Source organism: Microcoleus sp. K5-D4 (assembly GCF_036704575.1).
Taxonomy (GTDB): domain Bacteria; phylum Cyanobacteriota; class Cyanobacteriia; order Cyanobacteriales; family Microcoleaceae; genus Microcoleus.
This window is the reverse complement of the sequence record NZ_JAUBSD010000119.1, coordinates 1-16647: the sequence shown is the minus strand read 5'-3', so window position 1 is coordinate 16647 and position 16647 is coordinate 1. Positions and strand designations below refer to the sequence as shown.

The window sequence follows — 16647 nt, the reverse complement described above, 5'->3', positions numbered from 1 at the left end:
CAGAACCAATTTTTCTTTGAGACATCTTCTCAAACCCCCTTGACAACTGCCATACAAGCTTAACTTGTTACCAATGGCCAGCCCCAGCCAGCATCCTCGTAAACTCGGACAAAGTAACCGTTGTGCCAGTATCGGGCATCTCTTGAAAGGAGTTTCAGAATCATTCTTTTGCCCCTCCAAGTAGCTTGGCTTGAATCGCTGCAATCCTTTCGGTGGCGCGATTCTCAGCTTTTTGCAAACCGACCCCTAGCTTGGCATATCCAGGAGCCAAGCCGAGCAGGTGTTTCGCCAACCCCACATCAGCTTGTTTTTTTGTAAGTTCTACAGTAGCAACCACTTTCTGATGCTTGCGGTACGCCTTGTGTACTGCGCCATCCGCTTCTTCAATCTGGCTCGTGGCCTTGAGGTATTTTTTCGTGTAACGAGCGCCCTCGACTTTTTCCTTCGCCAATTTCTTTCGCTCGTCGGCTTCCTCTTTGCTGTAGTAGCGCGGGGCCTCGATTATTGCGGCTGTGCGGATAGATGCAAAGTTACCGGGGTTGAGCGGTGTAATTGCCCCCGCATCAGTTGGGGCAGCTAGTTTCTCAGATTTACTCGTGATGGCGTCAGAGATTTCGCCGCCAAATAGTTTTGTCATCATGCCCATTATTTTGCTCCGATTTGAATGTTTACGCGGACTGGGGGAAAAAGATTTAGGGGGTTGATTTGTTGCCACATGGACATTGCCAGCACAAACACTCCCGCCGATGCGAGTACGAGGGCGATGAGTTGCCCTAAATCAACCCAGTCTAAAAAAGTGGAATTCTGGCGGGTGAAACCGCACACAGGGAATGAACCATCGTTAGTCCAGTTAAGGGCGTCTACACTGTCTACATCTTTTGTATCAAGCGGTTCGGCTGTTCTGTCTACAGTGTCTAGCACTGTGTCTAGTGGTATGTCTAGCAGGGTGTCTAGCGACTCACCGTCAACGAGGTACAGTTCTAGCAGCGCTTCCCATGTAGCAGTTTTGCTAAGTTTTCCAAACTGTCTGGCGTCTTCATTGGTGAAACCACGCCCAAAGGCGATCGCCCTGAGTCTGTCAATGCGACGGTAGTTGATGGCGGGCTCAGTCATGGCTAGCAAGCCTCAAATCACCGCCGATTACCAGATGTCCATCAAAACAGGGGTACACAAAATCCGGGCCTTCGCCAGAAGTCCAATCAATTAGGTAAGCCCACTCTTGTTGACGCGGATGCCAGCAAACTCCAACGACTTTACCAAATTCGACACACTCTTTATCAAACTCATTGAGCCAGTGGTCGGAAACCTTGTCTCCGATAAGAAATTTGGGACGGGGAAGTTCAGCAAAGATTGCCGATGAAAAGACGAATCGGTACAGACTGCTATTTGAGCGCTTTCGATTTTCGCGGCGAGCCAAATCTCTCCAACCGATTTTTTGTCCGATTTTTCGGACACGAGATTGCGTTAAGAATTGCGATCGTCCGTCAGGACAATCGTCTGAAAGTGCCATAATTATTGAGCTCCAAGCGTTGTAAGAGAACGGTTGGGGAAGTCGTGGTTAGTTCGGTGTGCCAACACCGCTCTACCGCGCATCAATCTTCCTTAGTTACTCACGATTGCAGACTTACAGTTCCTTGTCAACATAGAGAATGTAAAGTTTTGTTTCAAATTATTCGGCTAGCAACTCCATAACTTCATCAGGCGTAATGCCGTAAATAGCGGCTAGCAGTTTGATACTTTTCACATCACCACCTAACTGCTTAAGAACCTGAATTGCACTCCCTAAAGGAATAGCTTCCTTTGTGGATTGAGTTAACAAATCAATTGTTGTCTCAGTGTTAGCGCGACGCTTGTAAACAGTTTCATTCATCTGTGGTGAATGCCCCAGACTTTTAGCTCTTGTTTCTTGAGACATTCCAGCCATTTGACCACTTAGATTAGCTAGATGGCGTAAAGCATGGGTTTGAGTAAAACCTTTATTCCACCTTCTTAAAATATTTTGTGCGCGGTCACTATACAGTCCAGCAATTGTTTTCGGATTGCTTGATAACGTTCCAATCTCAGGTAATTTACCTGACTTAATTTCTAAGCACTCAATCAAGTCAGGATGAGTAGGGGGAAGCATCGGCACACACAGTCGGTAGCCCGTTTTGGTTGTCGTGTCGAGTAAGGTCTTGTCACCAACTACAGCAATCATCTTTATGTTGTTTGGCTCAATCAGTGCTGGGATAATAACGCCATCCTTTGTTTTAAAAGGCTTGTCAATATTCTGAACAGCAAACACCTCGTGAACCCGAAAGCCGTACACCATCTGCATCGAGAATACCCACAGCCACCGTTTGCGTGATTCCAGATGGTATCGCTTATCATCTGAGACACTGAGAACCTGAATGCGAAGCTTGAGGAAATCATCGACTGACAAGGTTTGAAGGTCTTCCCGAAATTCTGTTTGCGTACCGTCAATTTCTTTAAGCCTACACAACAATTCAGTATCGCCAATAGTCTCAGCTAGTTTTTTCATGGCACACAAGCAGTTCTTAAAGCATTTAGTTCCTGGCTTCTTAATGTGAATGACAGACAAAATATCTACTGAGTTTATAATTGCGTCCCTGGGCAACAGTTTGAAATATTGCCCGTAAACACATCCCCAGGAGCTTTGATGGCTAGCATTATTCCTGTCACGTTGTTGACGGCGTTTAGTGCGTCCTTCCCAGTATTCTTTTTCTACTTTTGCTATCGCCTCACCAAACGTCATCAAATCATTTTTGATGACGTTTTTATCCAAAATAACATCATCATACCAGGCTAAAAATCGGCTCTCGCTAGAGAATGATTGCAACGCGCTAGCAACTAGATGAGCTTTCCTCAGAGCGTCAGTGATACCTTGCATCGTCAGGTAGCACCCACAGGTTTTGTTGACACGCTTGTCACCTAACTTGAATTGCAGCGTTATGTAACCACCGCTAGCCTTCCTGTCTCTTTTTAGCCCTACGCCCTTGGGACATTCTTTCTGTGCTTGTTGGAAGTAATCTAGAATCCGCTCGTAGCCAACAAGGTAGTCTGCGCTGGTACTTACCGTGACAGGATTAGACTTTTCGCTCATCTTTCGCTCCCTACTCTGACAGTGCTGAGTTTGACTCATGCACTCAGCCTACAGCAAGTCGCTCAGTGTTCGCTCAAATCAAAAACAGGACTTTCAGAGTGGGTGCAAAAAATGGCTAGAACGACGGAAAATCGTAATTCTAGAGCGAGGCTTTGATTCAAATCCCTCCGTGCTCATTTAAATTTATCAAATGACTGATTTTGAGAGACCGGGGACAAATTTTTGTCCTCGGTCTCAACTATTTTGATTTAAGCGTCAGTGTCAAAAATCGAATCGCCACTGTAGTCGCAGGTCGCGGACTGATTGCGCCCCAGCTGCTTGGCACGGTAGAGTGAACGATCGGCGAGCGCAATCAAGTCAGCCGATGATAGTTCCGAAATCGGAATCAAGTTGGCGATACCCATACTAATAGTAACTACATCGCTCACATCAGAGGTTTTGTGAGGAATATGTAAAGCTTGAATAGCAGCGTGAATCCGTTGGGCCACCGAACTCGCTCCTTCAATATCTGTATTTGGCAAAATGATGCCAAATTCTTCTCCGCCGTAACGCGCCACTAAATCCGCCGGACGGTACACTACCTCTTGCACCGTCTGAGCAAGTTTGAACAGACAACTATCCCCCATTTGATGACCGTAGCAATCATTATAACGTTTGAAATAATCCACATCAAACAACAAAAGAGAAATAGGTTTTTGTTCCCGGTATAGCCGCTGCCATTCATGCTCTAAGCGGTCATTAAAACAGCGGCGATTAGCAATTTGAGTCAACCCATCAATATTTACCACTTGTTCTAAGAGGTGAGTAGCGCGGGCTAGTTCTTCGTTAGAGAGTGCCAGTTGTTGATTAATTTCTCTCATCCGCGCTTGGGCCTGCTGCCTTTCTGCCAATTCCTTCTGCAACTTATGAAAAATATCCGCTTGTTTAATGGCGATCGCTAACTGATTAGCAATCTGTTTAACAAGGTCAACTTCCAATTCTTCCCATTGCCGAGGTGCAGAACATTGATGAATACATAACAACCCCCACAAATCTTGTCCATTGAGCAACGGCGCCACTAAATTAGCCCGAACCGGAAATTGTTTCCAAAGAGCGCGGTAACAGTGTTGAAGGTCAATATTATTGATATTTTCAACTACCTGCATTCTCCATTCTTGATATGAATCAGGATCTTGTTCACCACCACACTGGTCGTTAAATTGATTTTTGCTTACCAATTTACATCCTTCGCCTACGGATTCTGAGACAAACTCACCATATCCAAAATTACTGTCAGGATCGAACTTAAATATGCCGACGCGCTCGGCATCAAGGAACAGGCGAATGTCCTGCGAAGCAATCTCAAAAATTGTAGACAAATCAAGAGATTGACGGATGTGTTGAGTAATTTCTTGAAGTAATATCGCCTTGTCGTACTGTTTCCGCAGAGCTATTTCTGCTTGCTTTTGGGCCAGAATAGCTGCCTCTGCTGCTTTTTTGGCTTTAATAATTTCACCTTCGTATAGGATACGCTGGCGGATACAGATCAAGATGCAATCGTTGACAAAGTTTCCTCCCTGATTCCGACGCACAGCGTTGATCAGCATGGGTATATCACTGCCCTGCTTTGACCTTAATGAGAAGTAAATTTCCTCTACTTTACCGTCGAGCTTCAACAGGGGGAAAAAATGGGTTTGAAAAAAAATCCGGCTGGCCATTGGCAGAATGGAATCCATTTTCCGTTGCCGCAGTTCATCGGTTTCGTATCCGAGTAATTGCAGTAATGTGGCGTTGACCATTACGATCGTACCATCGTCAGCAAACGAGAGGAATCCACAGGGTGACGTGTTGAGTAGCTCGTCTATCTGGTAGGTCATGTTTGCCATACAAATCAGGTAGTATGAGGTACACTCAAATACTCCTTAATCATCTCGATCGTCTCTTGTGGATGACTCAGGTGCGGGCAATGTCCCGTAGCTTTCATCAGCCGTAGCGTACTTTTAGGTAGGTGGCGGTGGAGGTAATCCCCTACCTCGGTGGGAGCAATCACGTCATCAGCGCATTGCAATATCAGTGAAGGTACTGATACCTTGGGTAAATCACTGCGATTGTCAGAGTAAAAAGTTACCTCGGCAAAGCGACTTGCAATCACCGGATCGGTAGAGCAAAAACTTGTCTCAAGTTCCTCACTTAACTCAGGACGCTCCTGATTCTGCATCACCATTGGCGCCAGAAAGCTTGCCCAACCAATGTAATTTTTCTCCATGATATCGAGGAGATCCTCAATATCTTTGCGCTCAAACCCTCCGTAATAATTTGGTAAGTCATTGATGTAGCAAGGTGAAGGCCCTACGAAAATCAGGCGATTAAAGTAATTAGGAGTTTGAATGGAGGACAGAAGGCCGATCATACTGCTGACAGAATGACCGACAAAAATCACATCAGTCAAGGCCAATTCTTCACAGATATCGAGGACATCCTGAACATAGCCATTGAGGTCGCTATACCGTTCATAACTGTAGGCACTAATATCAGACTGTCCCGAACCTACATAATCAAATAGGAGAATTTTGTAATCCTTCTCGAAGGCCCGTGTTACGAAACGCCACATATTTTGATCGCACCCAAATCCATGAGCAAACATCATCGTCTGGGTGCCTTGTCCAAACACTTTTATATTATTCCGTAAGAAAATATTTTTAGTCATTTGAGCTACACGAGCATTAAATTAATTATAAGACTTTTGCGCGCTTTCATGAGGGAGGATTGATGATCCCACATAGTGGTAGACAACAATTAAGGATGTCGGATTAAATGAAGACCAGACTCAGCAATGGCAGGCTTCCTCAACATATAACGCTGCCCGATTTCCTAGGCGCTCGCTTGTAACTATTCCCATTTCGCTGGGGTTTCCATTCCTGCGGCAATTATGCTCAGATTTAAGCCATCTGGGATTGCAACTATGGCTTTGGCAATTCCGCGATCGCTCAGATCGCTGGCTAAATCGCGGACAAATGAGCGAGCAATTTTAAGCGACTTCACCGGAAAATTTTTCAGGTTGTTAAAAGCAGCATACCCCGTCCCAAAATCATCGACATAAATCCCAATACCATGCTCCGATCATTGGGTCAAAAGATTGTAGCTAATGTCAACATTAAGCATCATTGCCGTTCCCGTAATCTCTAGCTATAGATATTTTGGCTTCATATCGGTGCGCTCAACAATGCGATCGCTCTTAGCGACTAAAGTCGGTTGGCTGAGTTGACGTGCCGACAAATTCACCGCGATAGTAGGAAGAATTAGTCCTGCTGCTAGGCACTGGTGATATTGCCCGCAAGCTTGCTCTAAAATCAATTTGCTCTTCGGGCAAAATCAATCCAGTTTTTTCGGCGATGGGAATATATCGATGGCCATGAACCCAAGCTAGTTCAGGAGAATGCCCTCCTACTATAACTTTAACACCAGCAAGGCTACATATTTGCCAATCGAGCTGAGGTTGATCATACAGCCAGCATTCGCCTTCCAAGGGCAATTCAAGAGATTTGCGATCGCCAGGGTATTGGATTTTTCCCAAGGTATTGTTGTTGCTGTGTAAAAACTATAGGTATTGGGTTCGATCGGCAATAAAAGCTCCTATTTCAGCACTTAAGAACTTGCAAAACATTGTCGCGGTTTCTATAGTGTTCACGGCGTTGCTTAATCAGGGTATGAAAAAAATAACTTGAAAATCGCGAAGTTTTGTGGATACTGGTTTCTCTGACTTGCATATTTAGCCCTTCATACCCTAAATCAGCAACGCCCACAAACTCCTCAAATTAAAAAAGTTGGGTTTCCTAGCTCAACCCAACCTATTTTTAATAACGACGAATTACTGCTAACTCTCAAATATCCTCATCGTCTTGACCTTGCACACCCTGGAGAATCCGCGATAGCTCACTCTTCTCATTAATTGTAATCCGACTAGGAGAACCGCTGATAATCCGTTCGTAACCACTGAACGAATCTTTAATTTGTGGCCCTCTTTCAGTAATTGTGTATTCTCTAATACCTTTGTCGTGCCACGAACCCCGCATCTTAAACACATTAATTGCCCGCGACATTTCTCCTCGAATCTCTACATACTGCAACATGATAATCGTGTCAGTAATCGTAGAAATATGAGAGTCCGTAATCGAATGAGAACCCATAAACTGGTCGCTTGTATTCGTGAAAAAGCCGGTTATTTCTTCCTGCTTCGCAAAACCTGTCACTCCAATCACAAATTGCCTGAAAGCATTATTGCTGACACCCCTAGCTAACGCCGACAGCGAGTCTATAGCAATTCGAGAAGGTTTGAACTCAGCAATTTCTGATTTAATAGTCTGCAAGTGGTCTTCCAAACCTGCCGATTCCGGGTAAGTGCACAGCAGCTTCAGCAGTCCTTTCTCTTCCATTTCCTCAAAATCAATGCCCCAAGAATAAGCATTGCGAAACAACTGAGCACGCGACTCTTCATAGGCAAAAAGCAGCGCCCGATTGCCGTTCATACAAGCGTTCTGCAAGAACTTGCTCACCAATAGCGTTTTGCCTGTTCCCGTTGCACCCGTAGCCAAAATAATCGAGTCTTTGAAAAAACCGCCACCGCACATCTCGTCGAGAGTTTTATCGCCCGAAGAAACCCGCACGTTTGAAGATTTTTGAGTTAATCGCATCGCCCCCAATGGGAAAATATTAATTCCGTCATTAGTCATAGTGAAAGGATATTCGCCCTTCATGTGAGTTGTACCGCGCAACTTCAAAATTTCCATTGTGCGGCGGCGGCGTTCCCCTTCCAAAACGTTGCGAACAATCACTACATTATCCGACACAAACTCTTCCACTCCAAACCGCGCTACCGGGCCGTATTCTTCCACCCGTTCCGTCGTCATAACTGTAGTTGCTCCTACTTGTTTGAGGCGCGCAACTAAGCGAAAAATTTCTCGGCGCACCACCGATGCTGCATCGTACTGCTGAAATACGGCGGTAACAGAATCTATTGAAACCCGCTTGGCTTTGTACTTGCGAATGGCGTACTGAATTCGCTCAATTAAGGCTGATAAATCAAAATTTCCTACGATATCTTGACCTTCCGGGTCGGGGGAAGCGTCCAAAATAAATAGCTTGCCTTCCTCGATTAATTGTGCCAAATCCCAACCGAAACTGCAAGCATTTTTAATAATATCTGTCGGAGATTCTTCAAAAGTTACGAACACTCCAGCTTCGTCAAAATGGGTAATTCCATTATAGAGAAATTGTACAGCAAATAAAGTTTTTCCCGTTCCTGATGTGCCGCTGACTAGGGTGGTTCTGCCGAGTGGCATTCCGCCGTGACTGATGTCATCGAAACCCTCAATCATCGTGCGAATTTTTTCAACTCCTGGCGTTACCAATCCTTTTCGTTGAACCGTTTGACTAATTTCATTCATGTCGATTTTTGTCAACTCTCAGTATTCTTTAGTTGTCACTCATTAACCGCCGATCATGAGTCTTTGTACCCAGCTTTTAGTTTTGGCTCTTGCTCAATAACTAATGACTGCTGACTGCTGACTAATGACCCCGCCCAAAAACCGATACCGTGCCACGTACTCCTGTCGTGGAAAAATAAAAATTTTAGACTTTTGTTCAACCTCCCAGATTCATCTGTGGAGTAAATCTAAAATCTAACATCGTTCGACGCTCGCGCGACTCGACGCTTCGACTGAGCGCTCGCCGAACGTTTCACGCCAAACCGAAGTCTCAAATCTAAAATCGACTGACTCTCACCTGATTATCTTATGAATTCAGGTCTTCTTCGCGAAGTTCTTCATAGAGCAAATCTAATCCTATCAGAACTTTCTCACGATCGGACAAATCGCCAATAATTTTTCGCACCGGCGGCGGCAGGATTTTGGCCAGCGTCGGGGTTGCCAATATTTTGTCCTCTTCTGCTAGCTGAGGGTTTTTGAGAACATCTATGACTTTCAGCGCGTAGACACCTTGAAATTCTTGTTCTAGGATGTCCTTTAGGGTTTTCAAAGCTCGCACTGAGTTGGGAGTATTCCCCGCAACGTACAGCTTCAGAACGTAGGTTTTCTTCAGAGGACTCATGAACTTTTTTAAATGTTGAGTATTAGTTGTCAGATGTTAGTTGTAGTTGTTATTTGTCTTAAATCCGCTGTTCTTTGTTATTTTATAATAATTTCCGCCTCGCGCTCGCGCGGCAGTTAGTCGGCTCCTTTGTTTTTTGTTAGATTCTACCTTCTACCTTTTTTTTTTAAATTATGCCGAATCCCTTCTACATTCTACCTTGAGAGGTCTCTTTCGGAATCGATCGCCGATACATCTCGCACATATGAGCGATCGCGTCAATCAGGGTCAAACGGTAATCCAGCAATATTTCCTCGCTGCGCCCTTCTATTTTTAGCTGTTTAGCAAACTCGTCCATTAATTCCATGTGAATCTCTACAATTTGAGTCACGGGAACGTCCGCAAAAAAAGCCAAATTCACAAATTCATCTATTTGATTGTTGACCGCAGCATCTTGAGAAAAATAATTCAAAACGATGTCGCGATAACTTGACTTGAGTTGCTCCAAAAACTTTTGCTTCTCTGGTACCGACAGATTTCTCAAAAAAATCTGGGAATTTCTTTTATAATACACACCTAAGTATCCTAATCGCTCCCGTAGTTTTTCCGCCAGTCGCCGCTGCTGTCGGCTGAGCAAACTTTGAGCAGTCAATTGGGCTGTCGCATCGACCGTTACGGATTGGTAATTGACAGGAACCGGAGTTGAAAGTTTCAGAAATTGTGCGATCGCCTGATCGATACCCGCAGCTATTTCGCTCGATCGAGCGATTGCCAGTTGCACCTCAGCAGGGTGATAAAAAAAAGCACAGCTTTCGTCTAGACTCTTGTTGGCGGTACTGGCTGCGGCCTCAAAACCATCTGAATATGGTGCTTCGGGCCTGCCATCGACCTGTGCGTGAGGCGAAAAAATCACAGCAGGCAAAAAGAGCGATCGTTCTTGCAGCTTGCCCAGAAGCGATCGCAGAGCCCCATCCACCTCCAAAACCAAACAATCAAGGTGATAATTGTGCTTAAGGAACCCCAAAAGCTCCACTGCCGACTTAATGTGCGTTAAAGTATAGCGTTCGCCTCTCAAAAGCTTGATCGCAGAGGCTGCAATTTCCTCAGAGCGGACAAAAATACCGATAGAAAGTTGAGGAAGCAAAGCTGTAGGTACACCACCTAAGTTGCCTGAAAGTGCTGGATCGCTCAGAGTTGATATCTCCTTTACAAAAAACTTAACATTTTAACAATCATCTCAATATTTATTTTAACCAATCTTAACCGCAAAATAAGTTATGCGCTTCTACCAGAAGAAGAATCAAAGTGTACTCCGTGGTTTTTGTGTCAAGCACCCTGAGCGTGATTTCTGCAATTAAGCTTAAGCCTTAAAATAATTGCTAGTCGCCTCAAATCAGGCGTAGGCATCGAACTCCCCGGTGTCGGTGCAGATACGGAGCCTGATAGCGAACTGATATAAAACAAATAAGATACAGAAATTCGCAGCTACATTGAGCATCAAAAATATTACTGCTCTCGTGAGCAGACTCTCAGGTTTGTTATGCCACTCACCACCCCCAGTCTCAAAAATTTTATCGAGCCAGTGCCGCTGTGCCTCCAAACGGGTGCGCTAGAATCGCTGCAGTCAATTTTCAGATCCTGTAACTGCGATCGAGTCGCAGTAGTCAACGAACAGCTACAGCCGCTGGGATTAGTGTACCTCCGCAGCCTTTGGGCCCGCGCGGCCGATCGCACAAACGACGGGCAGCAACCTTTGTCAGAAAGCTCGATCGCGATCGAACCAGTCAGGGCATTACCCGCCACTATGAGCGTCAGGGAATTCTGGGAGTACCTGCAAACAGAGGAACAGAACACCCCAGCCCGGCCAAACCGCCAAACCGCAGGCACCCCCTCCAACACTCCGATCGCCGTCACAGATGCCAGTGGTCAATTTTTAGGAATGCTAGACAGCCTGAGCCTGCTGCAATTCGCCGCACTCAACAGCAGCTCGCTATGCAGCCTCACAGAAGAGGAAACAGTCGTCAAAGAAATCGAATTAAAACCGGTTTCCGAAGCCATCGCCACCGCCCTAGACGCTCAACTGCGCTTTCTAGAAGCAGGATTGAAACCTTCGGAAAACCTGAACTCCCTAGTCGAACTGTTGGAAAAACTGCCCTTGCCCCTGAGATTGCAAACCCCAACCGCACAAATAGTCAGTCAAAACGCAGCGTGGCGGATTTTGCTGGGAGCAGGCCCAGAACCAGTTCCAGAACCAGCAGCAAATTTGGGTAAACACTCGCCCCGCAAACCAAGCCATTTAACAAGCGAATACAAGAGCGTGCAGTTAGAGGCCATCACCAAAGAATGCAGGAGCCTAGTAGGAGCAAGTAGATCGGGCGATTCCCTGCGGGATAGCTTCGCCGCGCGTGATTCAACCGCAGCCACCAGTTGCCCGCTGCCCTTGTACGCAGCCGCCTCCCCCTCAACCTTAACCGCTCCAGCTTGGTGCCCCACCGCCGGCAAACCAGACACCTACATTTGCGAATGCCCCGTACAAAAAGATCAAGAACGGATCTGGCAATTTGTCAAACAGCCGCTCTCAGACAAGCTAATTCTAGTAATGGGACAAGATGTCACCGAAGAACATTTAGTCGCCAAAGAATTAGCAGCAAAAAACGCAGATTTAATCCACCTCAACCGACTAAAAGACGAATTTTTATCCTGCATCAGCCACGAACTAAAAACCCCGCTCACGGCCGTCCTCGGTTTGTCCAGCCTCCTCAAAGATAAATTGATCGGAGAACTCAACGACCGCCAAACACGCTACGCCAAATTAATCCATAAAAGCGGGCGGCATTTGATGACAATAGTTAACGATATATTAGACTTGACTCGGATGGAAACCGGGCAGCTAGAACTAATTCCCGAAGCAGTCGAAATAGCATCAACCTGCCAAAGAGCCTTTGAACAAGCAAAACAACTGCAACAGCAAGAAGAAAAAAACCCTCCCAGCGCCAGCCAAACGGACGGTACAGCAAACGCAGAACCCTCCGCCCAAATAGAATTTACACTCGAAATAGAACCGGAACTGAGCCACTTAGTTGCCGACGAACTGCGGCTGCGGCAAATGCTAGTTAACCTCCTTTCCAATGCCCTAAAATTCACCGAGATCGGTGGCAAAATCGGATTGAAAGTGAATGTTTGGGAAGGCTGGATCGCATTCACAGTTTGGGACACTGGCATCGGCATCCCCGCCGACAAACAGCACCTAATCTTTCAGAAATTCCAACAGCTAGAAAGCCCCCTCACCAGGCGCTTTCAAGGAACCGGACTGGGACTGGTACTAACTCAACGCCTAGCTCGGCTCCACGGCGGAGACGTTTCGTTTATTTCCTCAGAAAACCAAGGCTCTCAATTTACGCTGCTGCTGCCACCAACTCCTCCGGGAAACAGCAGTGAAGAAGTCCCGGCACCGGGAGCGGCTGAGGAAGAATTATTAAAACCACAATATCCGACTCTGATCGCCAATTCTCGCTCTCGTTTAGTATTAATAGTCGAAGCAGTTCCCAAATATATCGAAGATTTAACCAACGTCATCTCAGGTTTGGGCTACCAAGTAATAGTCGCCCGTTCCGGCACCGAAGCGCTGGAAAAAGCCCGCAGGTTCAGTCCAGAAGCGATTTTCCTCAACCCGCTCCTGCCACTGCTCTCGGGTTGGGACGTGCTGACGCTGCTCAAGAGTGACCCGGATACCCGATCGATTCCGGCGATAGTCACGGCCACCAGAGGCGAAAAAGAACGGGCCAGTGTCAACCGAGCCGAAGGTTTTTTGATCTTGCCGGTGGAAGAACCCGCTTTGCGGCGGCTGCTGGCAGACTTGATCGGTCACAGTAATGCTAGTAGCGCCAAAGTAAGGAGTTCTTTAACCGTGTTGTGGCTCAGCCCGCAAAACAGTTCGTCTCAAGGTTCCGCTTTACTGCTCAACCCCAACTACTGCCGGGTTTTAGAAGCAGACGACCTCGGCCAAGCTGAACTCGTGGCCAGAATTTGGCGGCCCGATGCGATCGTCTTGGACGGTACAAGTCAACTGCAAAACCCCTTAGCTTTTATCGAACAGTTAAGTCGGTCTCGAAATTTGGGTTCTCTCCCCTTGGTGACTTTAGACCCCCCAACTACGCAACTGGCAAATCAAGTCAAAGGATTGTCGGTATTTCCCTGTTTAGCCACTAGCAGTCCCGACGACAGTGAAACTTCACCAACCGGGTTAATGCCAAGTGCTTTGTGGCAAGTGATTCAAGTTGCTGCGGGCATGAGTTGGAAGCCCAGCATTTTATTTGCCGACATTTCGACTTTACCCGATTTGCACTCCTCTTCTGGGGGGAACCCGACGGAAGAATTGGAATATGGCGATCGATCGACAAATGCCGAGATTCCCCTCCCCAATTCCCAGTTTTCTACTCCCAACTTTCAAGCTTTGATCCAGTACATCCACACCGCAGGATTTCGAGGGTCGATCGCTCAGAGCTGGACAGAAGTTTTGCAGCAGTTGCAATATCAAAGCGTTGACTTAGTTTTGCTGTGTTTGCGAGATGCCCCCTCAGAATCCCCCGCTATGCTGCAGGCCCTGTCGAACCTGCGCCAAATGGCAGTAAAACTGCCGATTTTAGTCTGGGATTATCGGTCTGCTGTAAATTCGGAATCCGAGGCGATCGACTTTCTACTGCAAGAAGTATCTGCTAAAATTTTGCCTTCTTCCTTATCAGCAGCACAATTGTTAGACAAAATTCAACAGAGTTTATTAACGCATTCAAGTTCCTGAAAATCAACAATTTACCAGGTTTGTAGAGAGGAATTAACTCGTTTATTAACCAAGAAAAATTAACTATTTTTTATGAAAAAAAACAGAATTTGGTAACTCTTTAACTGTCAACCGCGAAGCGTTATTTGTTAACTCAGTCAAGTTTATAATAACTCATAATTTTGCCTATTTGTAGTGAGGCGATCGGTACTCTATAAAACAGTGAATAAAAACGACTACCCTGAGTGTAAATATAATTTGAGAAGTATTTAAATGAAAACCCAGAAGTGTGGCGAGTCAAGAAGCAATATCAAAACTCAAAAATATGAGTTATTATAGGCGATCGAGAAACCCTTATATTTTTTTCTGGGGCTGTACAGTGCCTAATCGCATTCCTTTAATATCTCTGCTACTCGCACTCGGTTTGTGGACAATGCCCGAGCCTGCTGTCGCACAGGCACTCCTGCCTTACACCCTGCAAATCGACTCGGCCCAACTTGAACAAACAGCCTTGAGCCTTGCAGAAGAAGCCGTCCAGCTAGCCAGACTGCAGCAGTACCAACTAGCGGTACCTAGAGCCGAACTCGCCACACAGTTAGCTCCCAAAAATGCTCAAACTTGGACTTTGTTAGGTAGCTTGTACCTTCAAGTCGAGCAGTTTGACAAAGGCATTGAAGCTTTGGGGCAAGCTCAATCTCTGTCACCAGAAAATCCATCAATTAAATTTGTCTTGGGAGAAGCTCACTTTCGGAAAGCGAACTACGAGAAAGCAGTCGAATATTTGCAAGCAGGGTTAAAGTTAAAACCAGACACTCCAGGTGCATTATTTGATTTAGGCAATGCTTTTTATAAGCTGAAGCGGTTTGATCAGGCGATCGCCCAATACGAAAAAGCCTTTGCTTTAGAAAAAAACCTCTGGCCGGCTATTAACAATATCGGATTAGTAAAATACGAAATGGGAGATGTTGATAGCGCCATCAAACGCTGGGAACAGGCGATCGCGATCGACAACAAAGCAGCAGAATCAATGCTAGCTCTAGCAGTAGCATTTTACACCAAAGGTGACAAAGAAAAAGGCTTAGCGATGGGAGAAGCAGCTCTGAAACTTGACAAACGCTATGCTACTGTAGAATATCTCAAAGAAAACCTCTGGGGCGATCGTTTAATCGCAGATACCCAAAAGTTGCTAGCAACTCCCGAAATGAAAGCAGCACTGGCTAAAATTCAAGACGCCCCACCCCCTCCAATGTAGTCGCCCGATCCCAAATCCGGGTTTAATATCATGACTACCCCTCCGTCATTGCGAGGAACGAAGCAATCGCAGAGACTAAGCAATTGCTTCGTTCCTCGCAATGACAAATAATACAAAAAAAAAGGGGTAGTAAACCCAGATTTGGTATAAGTCCAGATCAACTTACTTCAACTGCCCCCAGTGTTTTGAGCGTCGCAATAGTCGCCTCAGTTAAACCTTTAATACCTGTAATATTCATTCCTTCATAAGGTTTGGGAACTGGTAAGGTTTTGATGCAGTTAGCCGTCACTGCATCCCAAAGCTTAATCGTCTCATCTTGGCTACTACTAGCAAACATCTGACCATTTGGACTAAAAGCAACTGACCATACCCAATTGTCATGTCCTTCGAGAACTTGCAAACATCTACCCGTGCTAACATCCCACACTCGTATAGTTTGGTCATGACCGCCACTCGCCAAGTATGTACCATCAGGACTGAACATTACAGATGACACAATACCGTCATGTCCCTCTAGGGTTGTCAGACATTCTCCTGTATTAATATCCCAAAAGTTGATGGTACTGTCACTACTACTGCTGGCCAGGATATTACCATCAGGGCTAAAGGCAACAGACCAAACCCAACCGCTATTTCGCATCAAAGTTCTTAAGACTTTCCCTGTACTGATATCCCATAACTTCACCGTATTATCGGTACTCGCAGAAGCCAGGATATTACCTGAAGGACTGAAAGTAACTCCCATCACCCAACTCTGATGCTCGGTAAAACTATAAAGACATTGCCCTGTGCTAATATCCCATAGTTCGATCGTCTGATCGGCACTGAAACTAGCCAACATCTTACCGTCGGGACTGATAGTGGCTCCCCAAACCCAAGCAGAATGACCCTCTAAACTTTTTAGGCATTCTCCTGTCATAGCATCCCATAACCTAACAGTAGTGTCAGAGAATCCACTAGCCAACAAGTCCCCATTCGGACTAAAGGCAATCGATTTCAATCGATTAGTATGTCCATCCTGTATGCTTTTAATACATTTCCCCGTTTTGATATTCCATAATCTCACGGCGCGATCGCTACTTGCTAAAGTTTGACCGTCGGGTGAGAAAACTACCGAATTTACTGGATTGCTTTGCCCAAACACTGTTTTCAGACAATAACCCCTTCTGACATCCCACAGTCTCACCGTACAATCTTCACCAGTGCTAGCTAAAGTTTTGCCATCTGGACGAAACGCGACAGATGAAACCCGAGTGGTGTGTGCTTGCAGGGTTTTTAGACACTCACCCGATACTACCTCCCACAATCTCACGGTGCTGTCTTCGCTGCAACTTGCTAAAATCTGACCGTCAGGACTAAAGGCAACAGACACTACTATAGCGATCGCAAATGATTTGTAAATCATCGAGCGTGTATAATGAGAGATGTAAATCTAAGTATAAGTTGAGATGT

At 45.8% G+C, this 16647-nt stretch carries 14 protein-coding genes; 2 read left to right on the top strand and 12 right to left on the bottom strand.

The genetic code is table 11. From position 1 onward, the window contains the following. Positions 1 to 160: 160 nt before the first annotated feature. The 11 genes from QUA77_RS26315 to QUA77_RS26265 form a co-directional block, all read right to left on the bottom strand. Positions 161 to 646, bottom strand: a complete 486-nt coding sequence (locus QUA77_RS26315; RefSeq protein ID WP_333453475.1) for a hypothetical protein — start codon at positions 644 to 646, stop codon at positions 161 to 163. Next, a complete protein-coding gene (locus QUA77_RS26310; RefSeq protein ID WP_333453473.1) occupies positions 646 to 1113 on the bottom strand; it encodes a hypothetical protein in 468 nt (155 codons plus the stop codon). The genes QUA77_RS26315 and QUA77_RS26310 overlap by 1 nt, the downstream gene beginning before the upstream one ends. Next, a complete protein-coding gene (locus QUA77_RS26305) occupies positions 1106 to 1510 on the bottom strand; it encodes a hypothetical protein (protein WP_333453471.1) in 405 nt (134 codons plus the stop codon). Before QUA77_RS26305 ends, QUA77_RS26310 begins: the two co-directional genes overlap by 8 nt. Before the next feature lie 159 nt (positions 1511 to 1669). After that, entirely contained in the window at positions 1670 to 3103 is a 1434-nt protein-coding gene (locus QUA77_RS26300; protein ID WP_333453469.1) for a hypothetical protein, read from the bottom strand. Between the two features lie 248 nt (positions 3104 to 3351). After that, positions 3352 to 4959 (bottom strand): diguanylate cyclase domain-containing protein, encoded by a 1608-nt coding sequence (locus tag QUA77_RS26295; RefSeq protein WP_333453467.1) that lies wholly within the window; start codon positions 4957 to 4959, stop codon positions 3352 to 3354. A 14-nt stretch (positions 4960 to 4973) separates the two neighbouring features. Further along, positions 4974 to 5729: an alpha/beta hydrolase gene (locus QUA77_RS26290; RefSeq protein WP_333453477.1), complete on the bottom strand. Its 756-nt coding sequence runs from the start codon at positions 5727 to 5729 to the stop codon at positions 4974 to 4976. Between the two features lie 242 nt (positions 5730 to 5971). Then, on the bottom strand, positions 5972 to 6190 hold the full coding sequence (locus tag QUA77_RS26285) for an EAL domain-containing protein (protein ID WP_333062836.1): 219 nt from the start codon (positions 6188 to 6190) through the stop codon (positions 5972 to 5974). Between the two features lie 127 nt (positions 6191 to 6317). Continuing rightward, entirely contained in the window at positions 6318 to 6656 is a 339-nt protein-coding gene (locus QUA77_RS26280) for a hypothetical protein (RefSeq protein WP_333453465.1), read from the bottom strand. Between the two features lie 307 nt (positions 6657 to 6963). After that, positions 6964 to 8526, bottom strand: a complete 1563-nt coding sequence (kaiC, locus tag QUA77_RS26275) for a circadian clock protein KaiC (RefSeq protein WP_333034672.1) — start codon at positions 8524 to 8526, stop codon at positions 6964 to 6966. Between the two features lie 346 nt (positions 8527 to 8872). Then, positions 8873 to 9187, bottom strand: a complete 315-nt coding sequence (gene kaiB / locus QUA77_RS26270; RefSeq protein ID WP_006632119.1) for a circadian clock protein KaiB — start codon at positions 9185 to 9187, stop codon at positions 8873 to 8875. A gap of 187 nt (positions 9188 to 9374) precedes the next feature. Then, positions 9375 to 10310 carry a circadian clock protein KaiA gene (locus QUA77_RS26265; RefSeq protein WP_333034669.1) on the bottom strand — a complete coding sequence of 312 codons (936 nt, stop codon included), beginning with the start codon at positions 10308 to 10310 and terminating at the stop codon, positions 9375 to 9377. A gap of 396 nt (positions 10311 to 10706) precedes the next feature. Between QUA77_RS26265 and QUA77_RS26260 the strand changes: the two genes are divergently transcribed. After that, positions 10707 to 13964 carry an ATP-binding protein gene (locus QUA77_RS26260; protein WP_333453463.1) on the top strand — a complete coding sequence of 1086 codons (3258 nt, stop codon included), beginning with the start codon at positions 10707 to 10709 and terminating at the stop codon, positions 13962 to 13964. Positions 13965 to 14322: 358 nt separating this feature from the next. Next, the gene (locus QUA77_RS26255) at positions 14323 to 15195 is read left to right on the top strand and encodes a tetratricopeptide repeat protein (protein WP_445302105.1); all 873 of its coding nucleotides are present in this window, start codon (positions 14323 to 14325) and stop codon (positions 15193 to 15195) included. 157 nt (positions 15196 to 15352) lie between these two features. On the opposite strand, the gene QUA77_RS26250 is transcribed toward QUA77_RS26255, so the two are convergent. Further along, a complete protein-coding gene (locus tag QUA77_RS26250; protein ID WP_333453459.1) occupies positions 15353 to 16600 on the bottom strand; it encodes a WD40 repeat domain-containing protein in 1248 nt (415 codons plus the stop codon). Positions 16601 to 16647 lie beyond the last annotated feature (47 nt).

What these genes read in the sequence shown, in the direction of transcription:
- QUA77_RS26315 (WP_333453475.1), bottom strand. Translation starts at nt 646, where the DNA reads ATGGGCATGATGACAAAACTATTTGGCGGCGAAATCTCTGACGCCATC.
- QUA77_RS26310 (WP_333453473.1), bottom strand. Translation starts at nt 1,113, where the DNA reads ATGACTGAGCCCGCCATCAACTACCGTCGCATTGACAGACTCAGGGCG.
- QUA77_RS26305 (WP_333453471.1), bottom strand. Translation starts at nt 1,510, where the DNA reads ATGGCACTTTCAGACGATTGTCCTGACGGACGATCGCAATTCTTAACG.
- QUA77_RS26300 (WP_333453469.1), bottom strand. Translation starts at nt 3,103, where the DNA reads ATGAGCGAAAAGTCTAATCCTGTCACGGTAAGTACCAGCGCAGACTAC.
- QUA77_RS26295 (WP_333453467.1), bottom strand. Translation starts at nt 4,959, where the DNA reads ATGACCTACCAGATAGACGAGCTACTCAACACGTCACCCTGTGGATTC.
- QUA77_RS26290 (WP_333453477.1), bottom strand. Translation starts at nt 5,729, where the DNA reads ATGATGTTTGCTCATGGATTTGGGTGCGATCAAAATATGTGGCGTTTC.
- kaiC (WP_333034672.1), bottom strand. Translation starts at nt 8,526, where the DNA reads ATGAATGAAATTAGTCAAACGGTTCAACGAAAAGGATTGGTAACGCCA.
- kaiB (WP_006632119.1), bottom strand. Translation starts at nt 9,187, where the DNA reads ATGAGTCCTCTGAAGAAAACCTACGTTCTGAAGCTGTACGTTGCGGGG.
- QUA77_RS26260 (WP_333453463.1), top strand. Translation starts at nt 10,707, where the DNA reads ATGCCACTCACCACCCCCAGTCTCAAAAATTTTATCGAGCCAGTGCCG.
- QUA77_RS26250 (WP_333453459.1), bottom strand. Translation starts at nt 16,600, where the DNA reads ATGATTTACAAATCATTTGCGATCGCTATAGTAGTGTCTGTTGCCTTT.